This is a genomic window from Periweissella ghanensis, from assembly GCF_918814755.1.
Classification (GTDB): Bacteria; Bacillota; Bacilli; order Lactobacillales; family Lactobacillaceae; genus Periweissella; species Periweissella ghanensis.
Map to the genome: position 1 here is coordinate 44,181 of NZ_CAKKNT010000010.1, position 15,230 is coordinate 59,410.

At 40.2% G+C, this 15,230-nt stretch carries 20 protein-coding genes and 1 other annotated feature; all 20 genes read right to left on the minus strand.

Features of this window, described 5'->3' with window-relative positions:
* Positions 1–2: 2 nt before the first annotated feature.
* The 20 genes from rsfS to LQZ76_RS04885 all read right to left on the minus strand — a co-directional run bounded on the left by rsfS (position 3) and on the right by LQZ76_RS04885 (position 14,991).
* The gene (gene rsfS / locus LQZ76_RS04790; protein ID WP_168722101.1) at positions 3–362 is read right to left on the minus strand and encodes a ribosome silencing factor; all 360 of its coding nucleotides are present in this window, start codon (positions 360–362) and stop codon (positions 3–5) included.
* Between the two features lie 42 nt (positions 363–404).
* On the minus strand, positions 405–1,007 hold the full coding sequence (yqeK, locus tag LQZ76_RS04795; protein WP_230098629.1) for a bis(5'-nucleosyl)-tetraphosphatase (symmetrical) YqeK: 603 nt from the start codon (positions 1,005–1,007) through the stop codon (positions 405–407).
* Complete coding sequence (locus LQZ76_RS04800; RefSeq protein ID WP_230098630.1) at positions 994–1,635, minus strand: nicotinate-nucleotide adenylyltransferase; 642 nt, start codon at positions 1,633–1,635, stop codon at positions 994–996. Before LQZ76_RS04800 ends, yqeK begins: the two co-directional genes overlap by 14 nt.
* 37 nt (positions 1,636–1,672) lie before the next feature.
* Positions 1,673–1,987, minus strand: a complete 315-nt coding sequence (locus tag LQZ76_RS04805) for a YhbY family RNA-binding protein (protein WP_230098631.1) — start codon at positions 1,985–1,987, stop codon at positions 1,673–1,675.
* Between the two features lie 16 nt (positions 1,988–2,003).
* Positions 2,004–3,140, minus strand: coding sequence for a ribosome biogenesis GTPase YqeH (gene yqeH / locus LQZ76_RS04810; RefSeq protein ID WP_230098632.1), 1,137 nt, complete (start codon positions 3,138–3,140; stop codon positions 2,004–2,006).
* Positions 3,133–3,663 (minus strand): YqeG family HAD IIIA-type phosphatase, encoded by a 531-nt coding sequence (locus tag LQZ76_RS04815; RefSeq protein ID WP_230098633.1) that lies wholly within the window; start codon positions 3,661–3,663, stop codon positions 3,133–3,135. Before LQZ76_RS04815 ends, yqeH begins: the two co-directional genes overlap by 8 nt.
* 94 nt (positions 3,664–3,757) lie before the next feature.
* Positions 3,758–4,090 (minus strand): hypothetical protein, encoded by a 333-nt coding sequence (locus LQZ76_RS04820; RefSeq protein WP_230098634.1) that lies wholly within the window; start codon positions 4,088–4,090, stop codon positions 3,758–3,760.
* Between the two features lie 92 nt (positions 4,091–4,182).
* Entirely contained in the window at positions 4,183–4,542 is a 360-nt protein-coding gene (rplT, locus tag LQZ76_RS04825) for a 50S ribosomal protein L20 (protein ID WP_230098635.1), read from the minus strand.
* A gap of 51 nt (positions 4,543–4,593) precedes the next feature.
* Entirely contained in the window at positions 4,594–4,791 is a 198-nt protein-coding gene (gene rpmI / locus LQZ76_RS04830; RefSeq protein WP_168722109.1) for a 50S ribosomal protein L35, read from the minus strand.
* A gap of 57 nt (positions 4,792–4,848) precedes the next feature.
* Entirely contained in the window at positions 4,849–5,346 is a 498-nt protein-coding gene (infC, locus tag LQZ76_RS04835; RefSeq protein WP_230098647.1) for a translation initiation factor IF-3, read from the minus strand.
* Between the two features lie 56 nt (positions 5,347–5,402).
* Positions 5,403–5,532, minus strand: a sequence feature (ribosomal protein L20 leader region).
* A 110-nt stretch (positions 5,533–5,642) separates the two neighbouring features.
* Positions 5,643–6,038 carry a hypothetical protein gene (locus LQZ76_RS04840; protein ID WP_230098636.1) on the minus strand — a complete coding sequence of 132 codons (396 nt, stop codon included), beginning with the start codon at positions 6,036–6,038 and terminating at the stop codon, positions 5,643–5,645.
* Positions 6,031–7,731 (minus strand): DNA repair protein RecN, encoded by a 1,701-nt coding sequence (recN, locus tag LQZ76_RS04845; protein ID WP_230098637.1) that lies wholly within the window; start codon positions 7,729–7,731, stop codon positions 6,031–6,033. Before recN ends, LQZ76_RS04840 begins: the two co-directional genes overlap by 8 nt.
* Positions 7,732–7,753: 22 nt before the next feature.
* Positions 7,754–8,206, minus strand: a complete 453-nt coding sequence (locus LQZ76_RS04850; protein WP_230098638.1) for an arginine repressor — start codon at positions 8,204–8,206, stop codon at positions 7,754–7,756.
* Positions 8,206–9,051: a TlyA family RNA methyltransferase gene (locus LQZ76_RS04855; RefSeq protein WP_230098639.1), complete on the minus strand. Its 846-nt coding sequence runs from the start codon at positions 9,049–9,051 to the stop codon at positions 8,206–8,208. Before LQZ76_RS04855 ends, LQZ76_RS04850 begins: the two co-directional genes overlap by 1 nt.
* A gap of 2 nt (positions 9,052–9,053) precedes the next feature.
* Positions 9,054–9,914 carry a polyprenyl synthetase family protein gene (locus LQZ76_RS04860; protein WP_230098640.1) on the minus strand — a complete coding sequence of 287 codons (861 nt, stop codon included), beginning with the start codon at positions 9,912–9,914 and terminating at the stop codon, positions 9,054–9,056.
* A 12-nt stretch (positions 9,915–9,926) separates the two neighbouring features.
* On the minus strand, positions 9,927–10,160 hold the full coding sequence (locus tag LQZ76_RS04865; RefSeq protein WP_230098641.1) for an exodeoxyribonuclease VII small subunit: 234 nt from the start codon (positions 10,158–10,160) through the stop codon (positions 9,927–9,929).
* A 1-nt stretch (position 10,161) separates the two neighbouring features.
* Positions 10,162–11,499, minus strand: a complete 1,338-nt coding sequence (gene xseA / locus LQZ76_RS04870; RefSeq protein ID WP_230098648.1) for an exodeoxyribonuclease VII large subunit — start codon at positions 11,497–11,499, stop codon at positions 10,162–10,164.
* An 8-nt stretch (positions 11,500–11,507) separates the two neighbouring features.
* Positions 11,508–12,365, minus strand: a complete 858-nt coding sequence (locus LQZ76_RS04875; RefSeq protein WP_230098642.1) for a bifunctional 5,10-methylenetetrahydrofolate dehydrogenase/5,10-methenyltetrahydrofolate cyclohydrolase — start codon at positions 12,363–12,365, stop codon at positions 11,508–11,510.
* 207 nt (positions 12,366–12,572) lie between these two features.
* Complete coding sequence (recA, locus tag LQZ76_RS04880) at positions 12,573–13,643, minus strand: recombinase RecA (RefSeq protein ID WP_284706021.1); 1,071 nt, start codon at positions 13,641–13,643, stop codon at positions 12,573–12,575.
* Between the two features lie 85 nt (positions 13,644–13,728).
* Complete coding sequence (locus LQZ76_RS04885) at positions 13,729–14,991, minus strand: competence/damage-inducible protein A (protein ID WP_230098644.1); 1,263 nt, start codon at positions 14,989–14,991, stop codon at positions 13,729–13,731.
* Between the last annotated feature and the right edge of the window lie 239 nt (positions 14,992–15,230).

The following is a 15,230-nucleotide window of genomic DNA, read 5'->3' on the forward strand; positions in this document are numbered from 1 at the left end:
AATTAGTCCTCAACGATGTAATCAGTCAAGTCAACGTAAGGTGCGTCACCCCAAAGTTTTTCTAAGTTGTAGTGGCTACGAGTTTCATCGTCAAAGACGTGCACGATAATATCAGTAAAATCAAGTAATACCCAACTACCTTCAGCCTTACCTTCGATTTGCTTAGCGAAGATACCGTTTTCGTTTAATTGATCTTCAATTTCGTCAACAATCGCCTTAACTTGACGCTTTGAACCTGCATTCATAATTACAAAGTAATCAGCAAGCAATGAAACTGATTGAACATCAAGGGCTACAATATCTTCGGCGCGCTTGCTATCAGCGGCTTTAACGGCAATTTCTAACATTTTTTCTGAATTCATTTTATACCTCTTTATTGTGGTTAGTTATGACTAACCGTGCGTTTATTTGTTATTTGCAACAAATGCGTTATATGTTAACACTGTTTTTGGATGGATTGGTGTTTGTTTAGCTAAAAGATAGTTTAACGTATGCTTAAGTTGCCAAGCAACCCCAGCATCCAAGTCAGCAAACGTTGTTGCGCGACAATCATCAACTCCAGTAAAATCACGACCATCCTCAATATAATCAGCCATAAAAATTAATTTATCATAGATTGTCATATATGGCGCCCCCGTCGTGTGGCGACGCACCGCATTTAAAATATCTTCGTCAGTAATGGCTAATTCATCATGAATCATTTCCGCCCCAACAAAACCATGCCAGACGTAATTACCCCAATTTAACATATCCTGATCAAGATGCTTGCGCACAATAATCGTTTTAAATTCATCATCGGGACGTTCTTTGGCGTAATCATGAACGAGTGCGGCGACCGAAACTTTTTCTAAGTCAGCAATTGCAAAATGCTTTGCTAACTCCAGGGCTTTTGCTTCGACGCGTAAAACATGTTGAAAGCGAAATTCAGATAAAGCATCTGCTAAAATCGCCACCAACTCGTCACGAGTTCCCGCATAGTAATGTTTTTGATAATTAATGTTTGTCATCTTGATATAATCCATTCTTTACAATATATTCGGCAACTTTTACTGGTACGAGATAACGAATCGAACGTTGTTGTTCAATGCGTTGCCGTAAATCAGTTGAAGAAATTTCTACCAGCGGCGTATCAATCCAGATAACCGGATAAGTACTTGGCTGGGTGAATCCCGTGCGTTTGACCGCGACAAAAGTAACCATGGTTACTAATTCTTCAATCCGATGCCATTTAGGTAAATAAGCGACCTCATCAGCCCCAATAATGAAATAATATTCCGTATCTGGGTGTTGTTGTTTTAATTGGGCAATCGTTTCAATCGAATAACTCACCCCACCTTTAGTTAACTCAATCCGATCTAAGTTAAAATGGGGATTATCAGCAATTGCTAGCTCAATTAAATGGGCGCGCGTTTCACCATCAATGGCGGTCTTAGTATCAATATGGGGTGGAATATTATTCGGAATAAACAATATTTCATCCAAGCCTAACTGTGAGTGCACTTGTTCGGCCATAATTAAATGCCCGTTATGAATGGGATTAAAAGTGCCTCCCATAATCCCTACACGACGCTTAACTTCATCGGGTTCACTTTCAAGCGCCAAAGCTACATCTGGTTCAAAAACCGTCGTTACCACTTCGTTCACCTCGCTATTGTTATTTGGACAATATCAATTAGATTCCATCAACTTCATTTGAAAATTCACGGTTATCAGGATTGTTTGAACGCTTGTAAACCACAAGAATGCGGCCAATCGTTTGCACAATTTCAATTGGTGAATTTGCTTCGATGTATGCTTTTACTTCTGTAACATCAACATCTGCATTTTGTAAAATGGCGATTTTAAATAATTCGCGCTTTTCAATAGCATCTTCAACTTGGTCCAACCAAATTTTTGATAAACCATTTTTACCAACATTTACCAACGGGTGCATTGAGTGGGCTTGGGCCCGAAGGTAACGTTTTTGTTTTCCACGTAAAGTACTCATTTTTATCTCTCTATTCTTAAATCATGGCGGCACGCACAAGAACGGAAACGCCCTTTGGTGCCCAACCTGCTACGGTAACATTTGCTGGTACGGTTACCCATCCTAAACCATTAATCACAATATCTGACTTAACTTTAGTCCGGAATTCGTGACGTTGTAAGGCTGGGAAATCAGTCATTTCTTCACTTGTTGGTGGTACTAATAACTCACCAGCATGCTTGGCATAAAAGCTATCAGCATTAGCTAACTTGGTCCGGTGAATCATCAAGTTATTTTCAAAGTAGGCGACAAAGGAATTCCGTTCACCTTGAATAAAGTCCAACCGTGCTAAACCACCAAAGAATAAAGTTTGTTCCGCATTCAATTGGAAGACAACCGGCTTTAATTCCTTTTGGGGTGAAACATATTTCAATTCCTTGGCACCAAGATAGTGCGCCATTTGGTCTTGGTGAATAATTCCTGGCGTATCAATCAAACTCGTATTGTCATCAAAAGGAATTTCAATTTTATCCAAAGTTGTGCCTGGGAAACGTGATGTCGTAATCAAGTCTTGAATTCCAGTTTGTTGTTTAATAATTGAGTTAATTAAAGTTGATTTACCAACGTTAGTAACCCCCACAACGTACACATCGCGACCATCACGGTATTTATCAATCTTGGCTAACAATTGATCAATTGAATGGTTTTTAGCGGCTGATACAAGCGCGACATCAATCGGACGAATCCCGTTAATGTTAGCTTGTTGGCGCATCCAATCAGTTAACTTAGTGCGTTTTAATGAACTAGGCATCACGTCAGCTTTATTTCCGACTAATAAAACAGGGTTATCACCAACAAACCGATGTAAACCAGGAATTAATGAACCAGTGAAATCAAAGATATCAACCACATACACAATCAAAGATTTAGTATCGGCAATTTGGCCAAGTAAACGACGGAAATCATCATCGGTTAAAGAAACCGGTTGAATTTCGTTGTAGTGCCGTAAACGGAAACACCGTTGGCAATAAACTTCATCCATTTCTAACCCTTTTTTCAAAGCGCTCATTGGTGTAAAACCAAGTTCACCTTTGTGTTCTGTTTGCAATTGAACCCCACAGCCGACACAGTTAATACCTTCAGCAAGGGCTACTTGTAATTCTTCATCAGTCATTAATTTTATCCATCCATTTCAAGTTCGGAAACTTCTTCAACATTGAACGTTTAACCGGCTTTTCAATAAAGCGGTTAATACGGGTATTCCATTGATCAGTTTCAATCAATGGTTTTACTAAAATACTACGGACACCCGCATTGTTAGCGGCCCAAACATCAGTCATCAATTGATCACCGACCATGACCACTTCACTTGGATCCAAATTTAGTTGGCGAATTGCTTGCTTAATTCCACGTGTTAATGGTTTTAACGCTCGTGAAACGTATTGTGCTCCTAATGGGGCCACGGCTTTGCTAATTCGTTCTTCTGAGTTATTTGAAACTACAATCAAAGGAATGCCAGCTTGCTCCAAATCACGTAACCATTGGCGTAATTCGTTAGTTCCTTCGGGATTATTCCATGCAATTAACGTGTTATCTAAATCAGTTAACACAGCTTTAATGCCTTGCGCCTTTAGTTGTGCTGGCGTGACATTATAAATAACATCAACCATCCAAGTCGGTGCAAATTTATTTATCATTCAAATTATCCTTTTATATTTCACTTTTCGTTTTTATTGCAATTACTATATTATAGAGTATTTTGGCATTAAAAACTAGTTTACAAGCTGGCCATTAATCTTTGTCCGCAATTATTTTATTCGCTGGGCTAAGCAAAAAACTAGCTTTCGTAAATACTGGCGCAACGACTAAAGTTACTTCAATATTGCCTGCAAATTTCAAACGTAAAAAGCTCGGCGTCGTGGCATCATTTGCAATGCGGGTTTCAACTAATTCATACGGTGGTAAAAATTCTAACCACGTTGTGTTATTAAACAGCGACATTTGCGTCACAAACAACGTAATACTTAAATCAAATTGATTAGTATCGGTCTGACCAAATGCGCGCACCCGCGAATCACGACTACTAAACGTTTGTAATGCGGAAAAGATTGTTTCTTTACTCATTAATACTTGCCTCCATAAAAGTTACTTCCCTTCTATTTTAGCATGCAAACAAAAAAGAGTTGCAGAGAATTCAACCCACAACTCTTTTTTAATTACTTAGTTTCAAGTGCTTTCTTAGCAGCTTCTGCTAACTTAGCAAATGATGCTTCGTCAGTAACTGCGATGTCAGCTAACATCTTACGGTTCAATGCTGAACCTGAAAGTGCCAAACCGTGCATAAACTTGCTGTATGACAAACCGTTGATACGAGCAGCCGCATTGATACGAGCAATCCATAATTTACGGAAGTTGCTCTTAGTCTTACGACGGTCACGGAATGCGTAGTAGTAAGATTGCATAACTGATTGCTTAGCAACCTTAAAGTTGATGTGACGTTGACCACGGTAACCCTTAGCCAACTTAATCATTTTCTTGCGACGAGCACGCGTCACTGTTCCACCCTTAACACGCATGGGAAAGTCCTCCTAAAAATACTTGTTTTTTGTTTACGATTTAAATTTAAATTAGATAGTTGAAAGAAGCTTGTTGTAAGTCTTCAAAGTAGTGTGGTTCATCATTGAAGTACCACGAAGTTGACGACGTTGCTTCTTAGTCTTACCGTGGAAACGGTGTGAAGTAAAGGCGTTACCTGACTTCAAACCACCATTGGCAGTCTTCTTGAAACGCTTTGCTGAAGCGCGGTGTGTCTTTTGCTTAGGCATAATACAATTCCTCCGAATAATTTAGTAGCTTTCTTTTATTAACTCGTAGACGCGACTCTACTTGCTATCTTTTGGCGCAAGAACCAAGAACATGCTACGACCGTCCATCTTTGCACGTTGTTCTACTTTAGCAACTTCAGCAGTTGCTTCCGCTAAACGATCTAAGACAGCACGTCCAATTTCCTTGTGCGTAATGGCACGTCCCTTAAAACGAATTGACGCTTTAACTTTGTTACCTTGACCCAAGAACTTAAGCGCTGCTTTCAAACGGGTGTTAAAATCGTTGTCATCAATAACTGGTGAAAGACGAACTTCCTTAACAGTTACGATTTTTTGGTTCTTACGGGCTTCACGTTGACGTTTTTGGGCGTCAAACTTGAACTTACCGTAATCCATGATTTTAGCGACCGGTGGCTTGGCGTTAGCTTGCACTAATACCAAATCCAAATCTTGATCTTCAGCGAGCTTCAAAGCTTCTGACGTAGGCATGATACCTTTATCACCAGCATCTGTAATCAAGCGAACTTCACGTGCGCGAATTTTATCATTAATCAAATCTTGTTGTGGTCGAGCTTGTGCTATGGTTTTGTCCTCCAAATTTTATTTTGCGTGAAAACAAAAGAGGGTTCGCGTATAAATACGCAAACCCGCTTATAAAATCATTCATCATGGTTTTAAAAATATCTAGCCTAGCAACGCAATTATCACTGAGGCGAGAAGCGGGTGCTCCTACTTTGTTTTCTCAACAAAATATATCTTACCGTAAGCCCAAAGCTAAGTCAAGCATTTTAACTTGTTTTGGACTAACAATATTGATTGTATCACAAATCTTACTTGGCGACACTAAGATTTTACTTTTTTTGTGGTGGTAATTTTTCATTTTGGCCAATCCCAACTTCCGCTGGTTGTGGAAATGGCACCTTGCCACGCATTTGTTGGCGATAACGGCGATAATCAGCGCGTTTCATCCGGCGAATCCGGTTTGAATCAGCATCAATAATTGATACGACTGAACCAAATCCCATCCAAAATAACCACACGATGAGCATGATTAATCCAAACAGCGCGATTTTTTCGTGAATCGTCCGATACGTAAAAATCGCCCATATCAAAAACCACAACATTTCATACATCCCTAATCGGCGGAGCAATCGGGGTTTATCATAACCATTCCGATAAGCTACTCGCCATAAGTCATCTAGTTTGACAATGGGTTCTAAACGAAATAATCCAATTAATTTATGCATGCGACTCCTTTTTCTTACTGTTGGCTAATGCTAATAACTCGGTTGCATTGGCTAGCGATAAATCGGTAACTTCCGCCCCACTAATCATGCGCGCCAATTCACGGGCCCGTTGTTGTTCATCGAGTAAATTAATTGACGTCTCTGTTCGTTCGTTAATAACTGTTTTTTGAATTAAATAATGTTGATCGGCCATCGCCGCTACTTGTGGTAAATGGGTAATCGTTAAAACTTGTGAGTGATCCGCAATTGTTGCAATTTTTTCAGCAATCGCTTGCGCAACCCGCCCTGAAACTCCGGTATCAACTTCATCAAATACAATTGAGGTCACGCCTTGATTTTGGGCAAAAATCGTTTTCATTGCTAACATCATCCGTGATAATTCACCACCGGATGCGATTTTAGCTAATGGTTTGGCTGTTTCACCAGGATTAGTTTGAATATAAAATTCAACTTCATCGATACCATCAAGTTGGAAGGTTGTACGTGGTTTAAAATTAACGCTAAACCGGGCCTTTTCCATATAGAGATCTTTAAGTTGTTGATGAATTTTATCTGCTAACGTCACCGCACTTGCTTGCCGTAAAGCAGATAGCGCCGCCCCTCGTTTTTGTAACTGTTGCGTAATGGCCGCTAACTGTTCTTCAAGTTGGTCACTATTAGCACTTACATTTTCCATCTTGGTAAATTCGGCTTTGATTTTTGTCAAATATGCGAGCATTGCTTCAACGTCTGGGCCGTATTTGCGTTCCAGTTGATGAATCAAATCAAGTCTTTGCTCAATTTGATTTAACCGTTCCTCATCATATTCGAGTAAATCAATTTGGTTACTGACATCTTTAACAATTTCTTGCAAGGCATAAAAGCTGCTATCAATCGTTTCACTAATTTCGTGGTAACTTTCATCAATATTTTCGATACTTTGCATCGCCTGCATCGCTTCACCCAGATTATCAAGAGCCCCGGCGGCTTCATCACCGCTAAGTTTGATACTAACTAATTCCAACGCACTCATAATTTTTTGAAAATTATTAAGCCGGGAACGTTCCGCTAACAGTTGATCTTCTTCACCAATCGTCAAAGCAGCATCTTCTAGCTCTTCGACTTGAAATTTTAACATATCAAATCGTTGCGCCCAAGCTTGTTGGTTTTGTTGTTTTTCATTAACCGCCTTTAAAACTTGGCGGTATTCGTGAAATGTCTGTTGATATTGATCCTTTAAATCAACTAATTGACTACCAACATATTCATCAAGCATGGCTAAGTGCTTTTCAGGTTGCATTAATTCTTGGTGTTCATTTTGACCATGAATATCAACTAGAAATTCCCCCACTTGCTTTAACGTTGTAAGGTTTAATAACATCCCATTGACCCGAATAACATTCCGGCCACTCCGATGAATTTCACGTTGAATAATTAATTGCTCATCACTTACTTCAATGCCTAAATCAGCTAACACTTGCATCAATTTTTGGTTAGTTGCATCAATTACAAAAGCTGCTTGTAAAACTGCTTTAGGACTACCTGTTCGAATAAATTCTTGCGAACCACGACCACCAGCAAGGAGACCAACCGCATCAATAATAATCGATTTACCGGCACCCGTTTCTCCGGAAAGAACGGTCATTCCTTGGTTGAAATCAATTTGCAGATGGGGGATAATCGCAAAATTATCAATTGATAATTCTTGTAACATGCCATCATCTCCTCATTTTTTATTAGAGTAAATCCCGAATTTTATTAGCTACCAACTTACTATCACAGTGGTCTTTAATAAATAACATTACTTTGGCATCATTGACCATAATGGCAAAAATTTCATCAATGCCCAAGGCTTCAATTAGATTCCCAATAACTTCACCCGTACCTGGAATTACTTTTAATAAAATCAATGAATCTTGAATTGCCAAAGATTCAACATTTCGACTCAATAGTCGGGCTAAGCGACTACGGTCAAGTGAAAATTCATTTGGTGCAAATTGATAGTTAAAATTACCGTTATTATTTCGCACCTTTATCAAATTAAGCTCCCGTAAATCCCGACTAATCGTTGCTTGGGTTACTTTTTTACCAATTTGTTCTTCAATCGCATATACCAATTGATCTTGGCGTTCAAATGATTGCGACTGTACCAATCGGCGTATCAGCTCATGTCGTTCTTGCTTTCTCATTACGCATTCCCCTTCTCAAGGCTTTCATCTTTTCGGTTTAATTGCTCGTAAGCACTTGTTTGAACGGCCTCAATACTCACATTGGTTGCCACTTGGGGTGCGGGAGTAGCCTTCAAATGTGCTAAGAATTCAATATTACCTTCTCCACCCTTAATCGGTGAAAAATCTAAATGTTCAACCGTAAAGCCGGCTGAAACTGCAAATTTAACAATATCTTCAAGAACGGCTTTGTGAACGGCTGGATCACGGACAATCCCATGCTTACCAACATTTTCACGGCCGGCTTCAAATTGAGGTTTGATTAAGGCAACGACTTCACCATTTTCAGCAATAATTTCGCGTAACGGTGGCAAAATAAGATGTAATGAAATAAACGAAACATCGATGGTCGCGAAATTAGGTTGACCATGGGTAAAGTCAGCTAATTTTGCATAACGGAAATTCGTATTTTCCATAACGATCACTCGTTCATCCGAGCGTAATTTCCAAGCTAATTGATTAGTTCCGACATCTAAGGCATATGACTTACTTGCGCCATTTTGTAAAACAACATCCGTAAAACCACCCGTTGAAGAACCGATATCTAAAACAATCCGGTCAGTAACATCAATGTCAAACGCTGTTAACGCTTTTGCTAACTTGAAACCACCCCGTGAAACATATGGCATGGGCGTGCCTTTTAAATGTAATTCTGTCGTTACTGGTATTTTGACACCGGGTTTATCTAACCGTTCCTCATTTTCACCTAAAACAAGTCCGGCCATAATTGCCCGTTTGGCTTGTTCACGAGTTGGAAATACTCCTTGTTGTACCAATAAAATATCGACGCGTTCCTTATCCGCCATCCTTAATCATTTTTCCTTTCAAAATAACTCAATAATCCTGCCACCAATTCATGATCAAATGGTTGCATAGCTGCAATCGTTGCTAATGTTGCACGGGTATCAGCTAACACTAAGGCTAACTCATCTTGCGCCCCGGCAAGTCCTAATAAGTGCGGATAAGTATTTTTAACCAAATCAACACTGTCATTAGCATCTAAAATATCATCTTCAATTTGGAATGCTAACCCATACTTTAATCCAAAGGCCTTTAATTCTGTTTGGACTGGTAAAGTAACGTGGGCTAAAATCCCCCCAGCCAACGCCGCATAACTCAATAGCGCTCCGGTCTTTAGATTATGCACCCCCACTAATTCAGTGTGCGTGTACGTTAAGTCATTGCCCAACATATCGGCTACTTGACCACCAACCATGCCAACTGGCCCCGCATTATGAGCCAAACTTGCCATTAAAGCGACTTTACTCGTAGCGTCAATATCACTCTCAGCAATCCAACTAAAGGCTAACGTTAGCAAGCCATCCCCGGCTAAAATCGCTTGGGCTTCACCAAATTGTTTGTGGCTAGTTGGTTTACCACGACGATAATCATCATTATCCATGGCTGGTAAATCATCATGAATTAATGAGTAGGTGTGAATTAATTCCACCGCACAGGCCACGCGAATAATACTATCGGTGATAACCCCACCAAACGCTTGAAAAATTGCTAACGTCATAATTGGTCGCAGCCGTTTGCCACCCGCATTCACTGAATAACGCATGGCTTCAATCAAACTTGCGGGCCCATCAAGCGTCAATAACGTTTTATCCATCACTTGTTCAATTTTAGGTACATATTCCTGATAGAAGTTTTGATATTTTTGCATCTTCAAAGTTCCTTAATTTGCATCACTAGTATCAAAAGCAACCGCTTGCCCTTGATCGTTAATCATTTTAGTGAGTGTTTTTTCTGCTTCCGCAAGGGTTTTTTGCAATTCTTGACTCAAACCAACCCCGGCTTGAAATTGGGTTAACGCTTCTTCAAGCGGAACATCGCCACGTTCCAAACGCGTGACAATCGCTTCAAGATCAGTTAAGTTCTCTTCAAATGTTTTTTTATCGTTAGCTGGCATTTTACGATTCCTTCCTAATTTCCGTTACTTGCGCTATTAACGTCCCATCATTTACTCGTAACGTAATTTCATCATTAACTTGCACGCTACTAGTATTTTTAATAACTTGGTTATCTTTGGTAGCTAATGCATACCCCCGACCCAAGATATTTAAGGGCGACACTAAGTTCAATGCTTGCATTTGCTTAGCGACTTGTTGTTGTTTATCTTTGACAATGCGATCACTTGCTTGCATTAGTTGCCGTTGTGTCACATTGATATGCTTTTCAAGTTGCAAAACTTGTTGCCGATATTGTAATAACGGTAGCCGACGCGTTGCTAATTGGTAACGATTGTTAGCGCTCACTACCCGTTGTTGCATCGCTTTAATTAAGCGTTCGGTTGCCAAATCGACTCGTTGCATGTAACCATCATACAACCGTTGGGGATTGCTAAAAACCACTGACTGCATTTGTCGGGCAACTTGTTGTTTCGCAAATTTAACCCGATTTAACATCGCTGTTTGTAAGCGATTTTCAAGTTGTTGGAGGTTAATCAATTCTTCATCCAAACGTGGCGTGACCAATTCAGCGGCTGCTGTTGGGGTGGCAGCTCGAACATCAGCCACCAAATCAGCAATCGTGGTATCAGTTTCGTGACCAACTGAGCTCACCACGGGCATCGGCATTGCGACAATTGCCCGGGCGACAGCTTCCTCATTAAACGGCCACAAATCTTCAATCGAACCACCACCTCGGCCAATAATGACTGCATCATAGTCGCCTTGTGCAACTTGTTGTAACCGGGAAACTAAACTGGCTGCCGCGTTATCACCTTGTACGACGGCTGGATATAGCACTAACTGTGCAATTGGATACCGCCGTTGCGTGGTCGTAATAATATCACGAATAACTGCTCCACTAGGGGAAGTTATCACTGCAATCCGTTTAGGAAAACGCGTTAGTGGCCGTTTTGGTCGATCAAATAAACCTTCATTTTGTAATTTCTGTTTTAATTGTTCGTATGCTTGATATAACGCACCAACCCCATCCGGTTGCATTGAATCAACAATAATTTGATATGATCCCGATGGTCCATACAAGGAAATACGGCCCGTAACGAGGACTTTCATCCCTTCTTCCGGTTGAAATTTTATTTTTTTAAAATTACCTTGAAACATGGTCGCATTAATTTTGGCGTTGTCATCTTTCAAGCTAAAGTATTGGTGTGTTGGTCGCAACCGCCAATTTGATATCTCACCAGTTAAAAAAACTTTTTCCAAATATGGATCAGCATCAAATTTGCGTTTCAAATAATTGGTCAAACCACTAATTGATAAGTATTGTTGTTTTTCCATAATCAGGTCCTTTATTCAAAGGTACTGTGTTGGCGAGCTAATTCAATCGTTGTTTGCATAAGCATTGCAATCGTCATCGGACCAACCCCACCGGGTACTGGCGTTAACAATTGGGCTGAGTCAGGCATATCATCTAAGACATCCCCTACTAAGCTGCCGTCTTCTAAGCGATTAATACCAACGTCAATCACAACAGCATCGGCTTTAGCGGCACTCATTTTAAGAAAATGAGGTTCACCAACCGCCACCACGATTAGATCAGCCGTCGCAATTAATTGGTCTAAATCTTGCGTGTGCCGGTGAGCTAATGTCACAGTCGCATCGGCATTATTTAGCATGGCCATCATCGGCCGACCAACTAAAATTGAACGGCCAATTACTAAGGCCTTTTTACCAACTAAATCAGGCATGTATTCTGCCAATAAAGTCATAATTCCACGTGGCGTATTCGCTTGTGGATAATAGCTTTTAGCGTTGTTATATAATGCCCCGACATTTTGGGGATGGAAGCCATCGACATCTTTTTCTGGGGCAATCGCACTTTGAACACGCTCTTCATTAATGTGGGCTGGTAATGGCGCTTGCACTAAGATGGCGTCAATCGCTGGATTAGCATTTAATTGGTCAATTTTTGCTAATAATTTAGCTTCGCTCGTGGTGGTTGGTAAATTGATTAGTTCCGAATCGATTCCCAACTGTTCCGCGGCGCGTTGTTTATTTCGAACGTAAATTTGTGACGCCGGATCTTCACCGACTAAAATTACGGCAATTCCTGGTGTAATACCTAATGCTATCAATTTTTTTACACTGCTAGCAATTTGTACTTTGAGGTCATTTGCGACCTGTTTTCCGTCAATTAATTTTGTCATCTTAAAATCCCTTTCACAAATAATAGTGCTTAATTATAACATTTTTATGATATTGATTGCTGATATATTGGATATTTTATCAATAATCTCAAGTAAACATTCGGTATTAACGTAAAAGCAAGAATTATCTTACTTAAATTACGGTAAAATGAATTTTTTTCGACAAAAAAAGTCCACGCTTAATCAGCATGAACTTTTGATTATTTACTATTCTTCGTCATTCAAAATATCCGCTTCACTATCGGCAACGACTGGTTGTTCAATGTAGACTTCATCTATATCATCACCAATGCCGTAAGCTGAACGAACACGATTATAGATTTCTAAGCGCATTTCAGCATGTTCTGGCGCATCTAGGTACTTTTTAACGTTTTCACGTCCTTGACCCACCCGTTCACCATTATAAGCAAACCATGAACCTGATTTATCAACGATATCTTTTTCAACTGCTAAATCAATTAATTCACCAGTTTGTGATACCCCTTCACCATACATAATATCAACTTCAGCAACTTTAAATGGTGGCGCAACCTTATTTTTAACAACTTTAATCTTCGTGTTGTTACCAATAATATCGGTACCATCTTTAATTTGTGCTGAACGTCGAACTTCAAGACGGACGGTTGAGTAGAACTTAAGTGCGCGACCACCCGGTGTCGTTTCAGGATTACCAAACATAACCCCAACTTTTTCACGAATTTGGTTGATAAAAATCGCAATCGTACCAGTCTTGTTAATTGAACCGGAAAGCTTACGTAAGGCTTGTGACATCAAACGTGCTTGAAGACCAACGTGAGCATCCCCCATTTCACCTTCAATTTCGGCCCGTGGAACTAATGCCGCCACGGAATCGACAACTAAAATATCAATCGCTCCTGAAGAAACCAAGGCATCGGCAATTTCAAGTCCTTGCTCCCCAGTATCAGGTTGTGATAAAAGCAAGTCGTCAATTTTAACCCCTAAATTTTCAGCATACTTTGAATCCAAAGCATTTTCCGCATCGATATAAGCAGCCGTACCACCAGCTTTTTGAATTTCTGCAACAGCGTGTAAGGCTAAGGTTGTCTTACCAGATGATTCTGGTCCATAGATTTCAACAATCCGGCCCTTTGGATAACCACCAACCCCCAGTGCAATATCAAGTTTCAATGAACCAGATGGTACTGTAGAAATTTGTGTTTGCGCATTTTCACCCAAACGCATAATTGAACCTTTACCAAAGTTCTTTTCGATCTTCTTAAGTGCAGCATCAAGCGCTACTTTACGTTCATCAGCCAAAAGTGGTTCCTCCATTCACTACTTTTTCAATATAGTTATCTTACCTTTATGTTCGCTAAAACGCAAGTTAAAACGAACAAATGTTTTATTTGTGTGCTACCAATGGTAAGCCTAATATTTTTCGACGAACCATATCAAGCCCGGCCATGACCGCCCGTTCGCGATTTTTTTGCCGTTCTGTGCCAAAATGATATACAACTGCTTCAACGGGTTCATCTTGAAACGCAAGCCCAATCCAAACTGTCCCGGCAGGCTGGCCTTCTAATTCCCCAGAGGCCACCCCCGTAAAACTAACGGCAATATCAGCCGCTAATTGTTTTTTAGCTCCTTGGGCCATGGCAATTGCCGTTGCTTCACTAACCACCCCATGTTGCTCAATAAGCGCTGGTTTGATATCTAGCAATGCGATTTTAGTTGCTGGTGAATATGTGACTAAACCACCATCAAAGACTTGCGAAATCCCGGGAACTTTTCCTAGCGTACTTTGAAATAACCCCGCGGTCATACTTTCAGCGGCCGTGATATGTAAATTACTATTAATTAATAATTCACCAACACATGCTTCCAGTGAAAAATCATCCCCGTAACCGTAGAAATATTCACCAACTTCAGCCATAATCTCGACTTCCATCTCATCAATTAGTTTAATGGCGGCATCTTTTGTCTGAGCATGGGCCGTAATTCGTAACGTAACTTCATGTGCTTTGGCATATGGGGCCACTGTTGGATTGGTTTGATCGTCAATCAAACGTGCTAATTGAGTCACTAACCGTGATTCGCCAATCCCATAAAAACGTAAGACCCGTGATAATAACATGCCACTTTGTTGGTAATGTTCCGCTAGAACTGGTAAAGCATGTTTAACTAACATCGGTTCTAATTCCCAAGGAGGTCCTGGTAATAACAAGACATCCGGCCCAGTTGGATTAGCATAAAAACAGCCGACTGCAAACCCATTCTCATTTAATAAGGGTTCACCATCTGCCATGTATAGTGCTTGCAAGCGATTGTTATCTGACATCGGCCGGTGGGTCTGTTCATGATAATCAACAATCTTTGCCAATGCGGGCTGGTCTTCAACCAAAGCTTGGTTAACAAATTCCGCCACAGTTTGCTTCGTCAAATCATCAGGCGTTGGGCCTAGGCCCCCAATCGTAATGATTAAATCGGCACGCTTACTCGCGATATCAAGTGCTGATAATAAGCGTTCATGATTATCGCCAACAACGGTTTGATAGTAAGTATCAATATCCAAAGTTGCTAATAGGCGGGCGACTAATGGGCTATTTGTATCCGTAATTTGTCCCAATAGAATTTCTGTTCCAACTGCAATTATTTCTGCTTGCATTTTTAACCTCCTTTGCGGAATACGATACGAATTCCATCTACATTATGCTCTTAATTTTAGCAAAAAAAACTCATAAAAACATAAAAACGTTAGCAATATTGAATTAATCAACTTGCTAACGTTTATTTGGTTCTACACTATTTGATGTTGATGAGTAAAATCATCGACATCTTTTTTTGCAAAAAAAATAGGACACCGTATGTCCTAGTGCTAAAATTAAGTCGACGAAAACCAAAGAA

Bases quoted from the DNA above. Each gene is read 5' to 3' on its own strand.
- rsfS (WP_168722101.1), bottom strand. From the start codon at position 362: ATGAATTCAGAAAAAATGTTAGAAATTGCCGTTAAAGCCGCTGATAGC.
- yqeK (WP_230098629.1), bottom strand. From the start codon at position 1,007: ATGACAAACATTAATTATCAAAAACATTACTATGCGGGAACTCGTGAC.
- LQZ76_RS04805 (WP_230098631.1), bottom strand. From the start codon at position 1,987: ATGAGTACTTTACGTGGAAAACAAAAACGTTACCTTCGGGCCCAAGCC.
- yqeH (WP_230098632.1), bottom strand. From the start codon at position 3,140: ATGACTGATGAAGAATTACAAGTAGCCCTTGCTGAAGGTATTAACTGT.
- LQZ76_RS04815 (WP_230098633.1), bottom strand. From the start codon at position 3,663: ATGATAAATAAATTTGCACCGACTTGGATGGTTGATGTTATTTATAAT.
- LQZ76_RS04820 (WP_230098634.1), bottom strand. From the start codon at position 4,090: ATGAGTAAAGAAACAATCTTTTCCGCATTACAAACGTTTAGTAGTCGT.
- rplT (WP_230098635.1), bottom strand. From the start codon at position 4,542: ATGCGTGTTAAGGGTGGAACAGTGACGCGTGCTCGTCGCAAGAAAATG.
- rpmI (WP_168722109.1), bottom strand. From the start codon at position 4,791: ATGCCTAAGCAAAAGACACACCGCGCTTCAGCAAAGCGTTTCAAGAAG.
- LQZ76_RS04840 (WP_230098636.1), bottom strand. From the start codon at position 6,038: ATGCATAAATTAATTGGATTATTTCGTTTAGAACCCATTGTCAAACTA.
- recN (WP_230098637.1), bottom strand. From the start codon at position 7,731: ATGTTACAAGAATTATCAATTGATAATTTTGCGATTATCCCCCATCTG.
- LQZ76_RS04850 (WP_230098638.1), bottom strand. From the start codon at position 8,206: ATGAGAAAGCAAGAACGACATGAGCTGATACGCCGATTGGTACAGTCG.
- LQZ76_RS04855 (WP_230098639.1), bottom strand. From the start codon at position 9,051: ATGGCGGATAAGGAACGCGTCGATATTTTATTGGTACAACAAGGAGTA.
- LQZ76_RS04860 (WP_230098640.1), bottom strand. From the start codon at position 9,914: ATGCAAAAATATCAAAACTTCTATCAGGAATATGTACCTAAAATTGAA.
- LQZ76_RS04865 (WP_230098641.1), bottom strand. From the start codon at position 10,160: ATGCCAGCTAACGATAAAAAAACATTTGAAGAGAACTTAACTGATCTT.
- LQZ76_RS04875 (WP_230098642.1), bottom strand. From the start codon at position 12,365: ATGACAAAATTAATTGACGGAAAACAGGTCGCAAATGACCTCAAAGTA.
- LQZ76_RS04885 (WP_230098644.1), bottom strand. From the start codon at position 14,991: ATGCAAGCAGAAATAATTGCAGTTGGAACAGAAATTCTATTGGGACAA.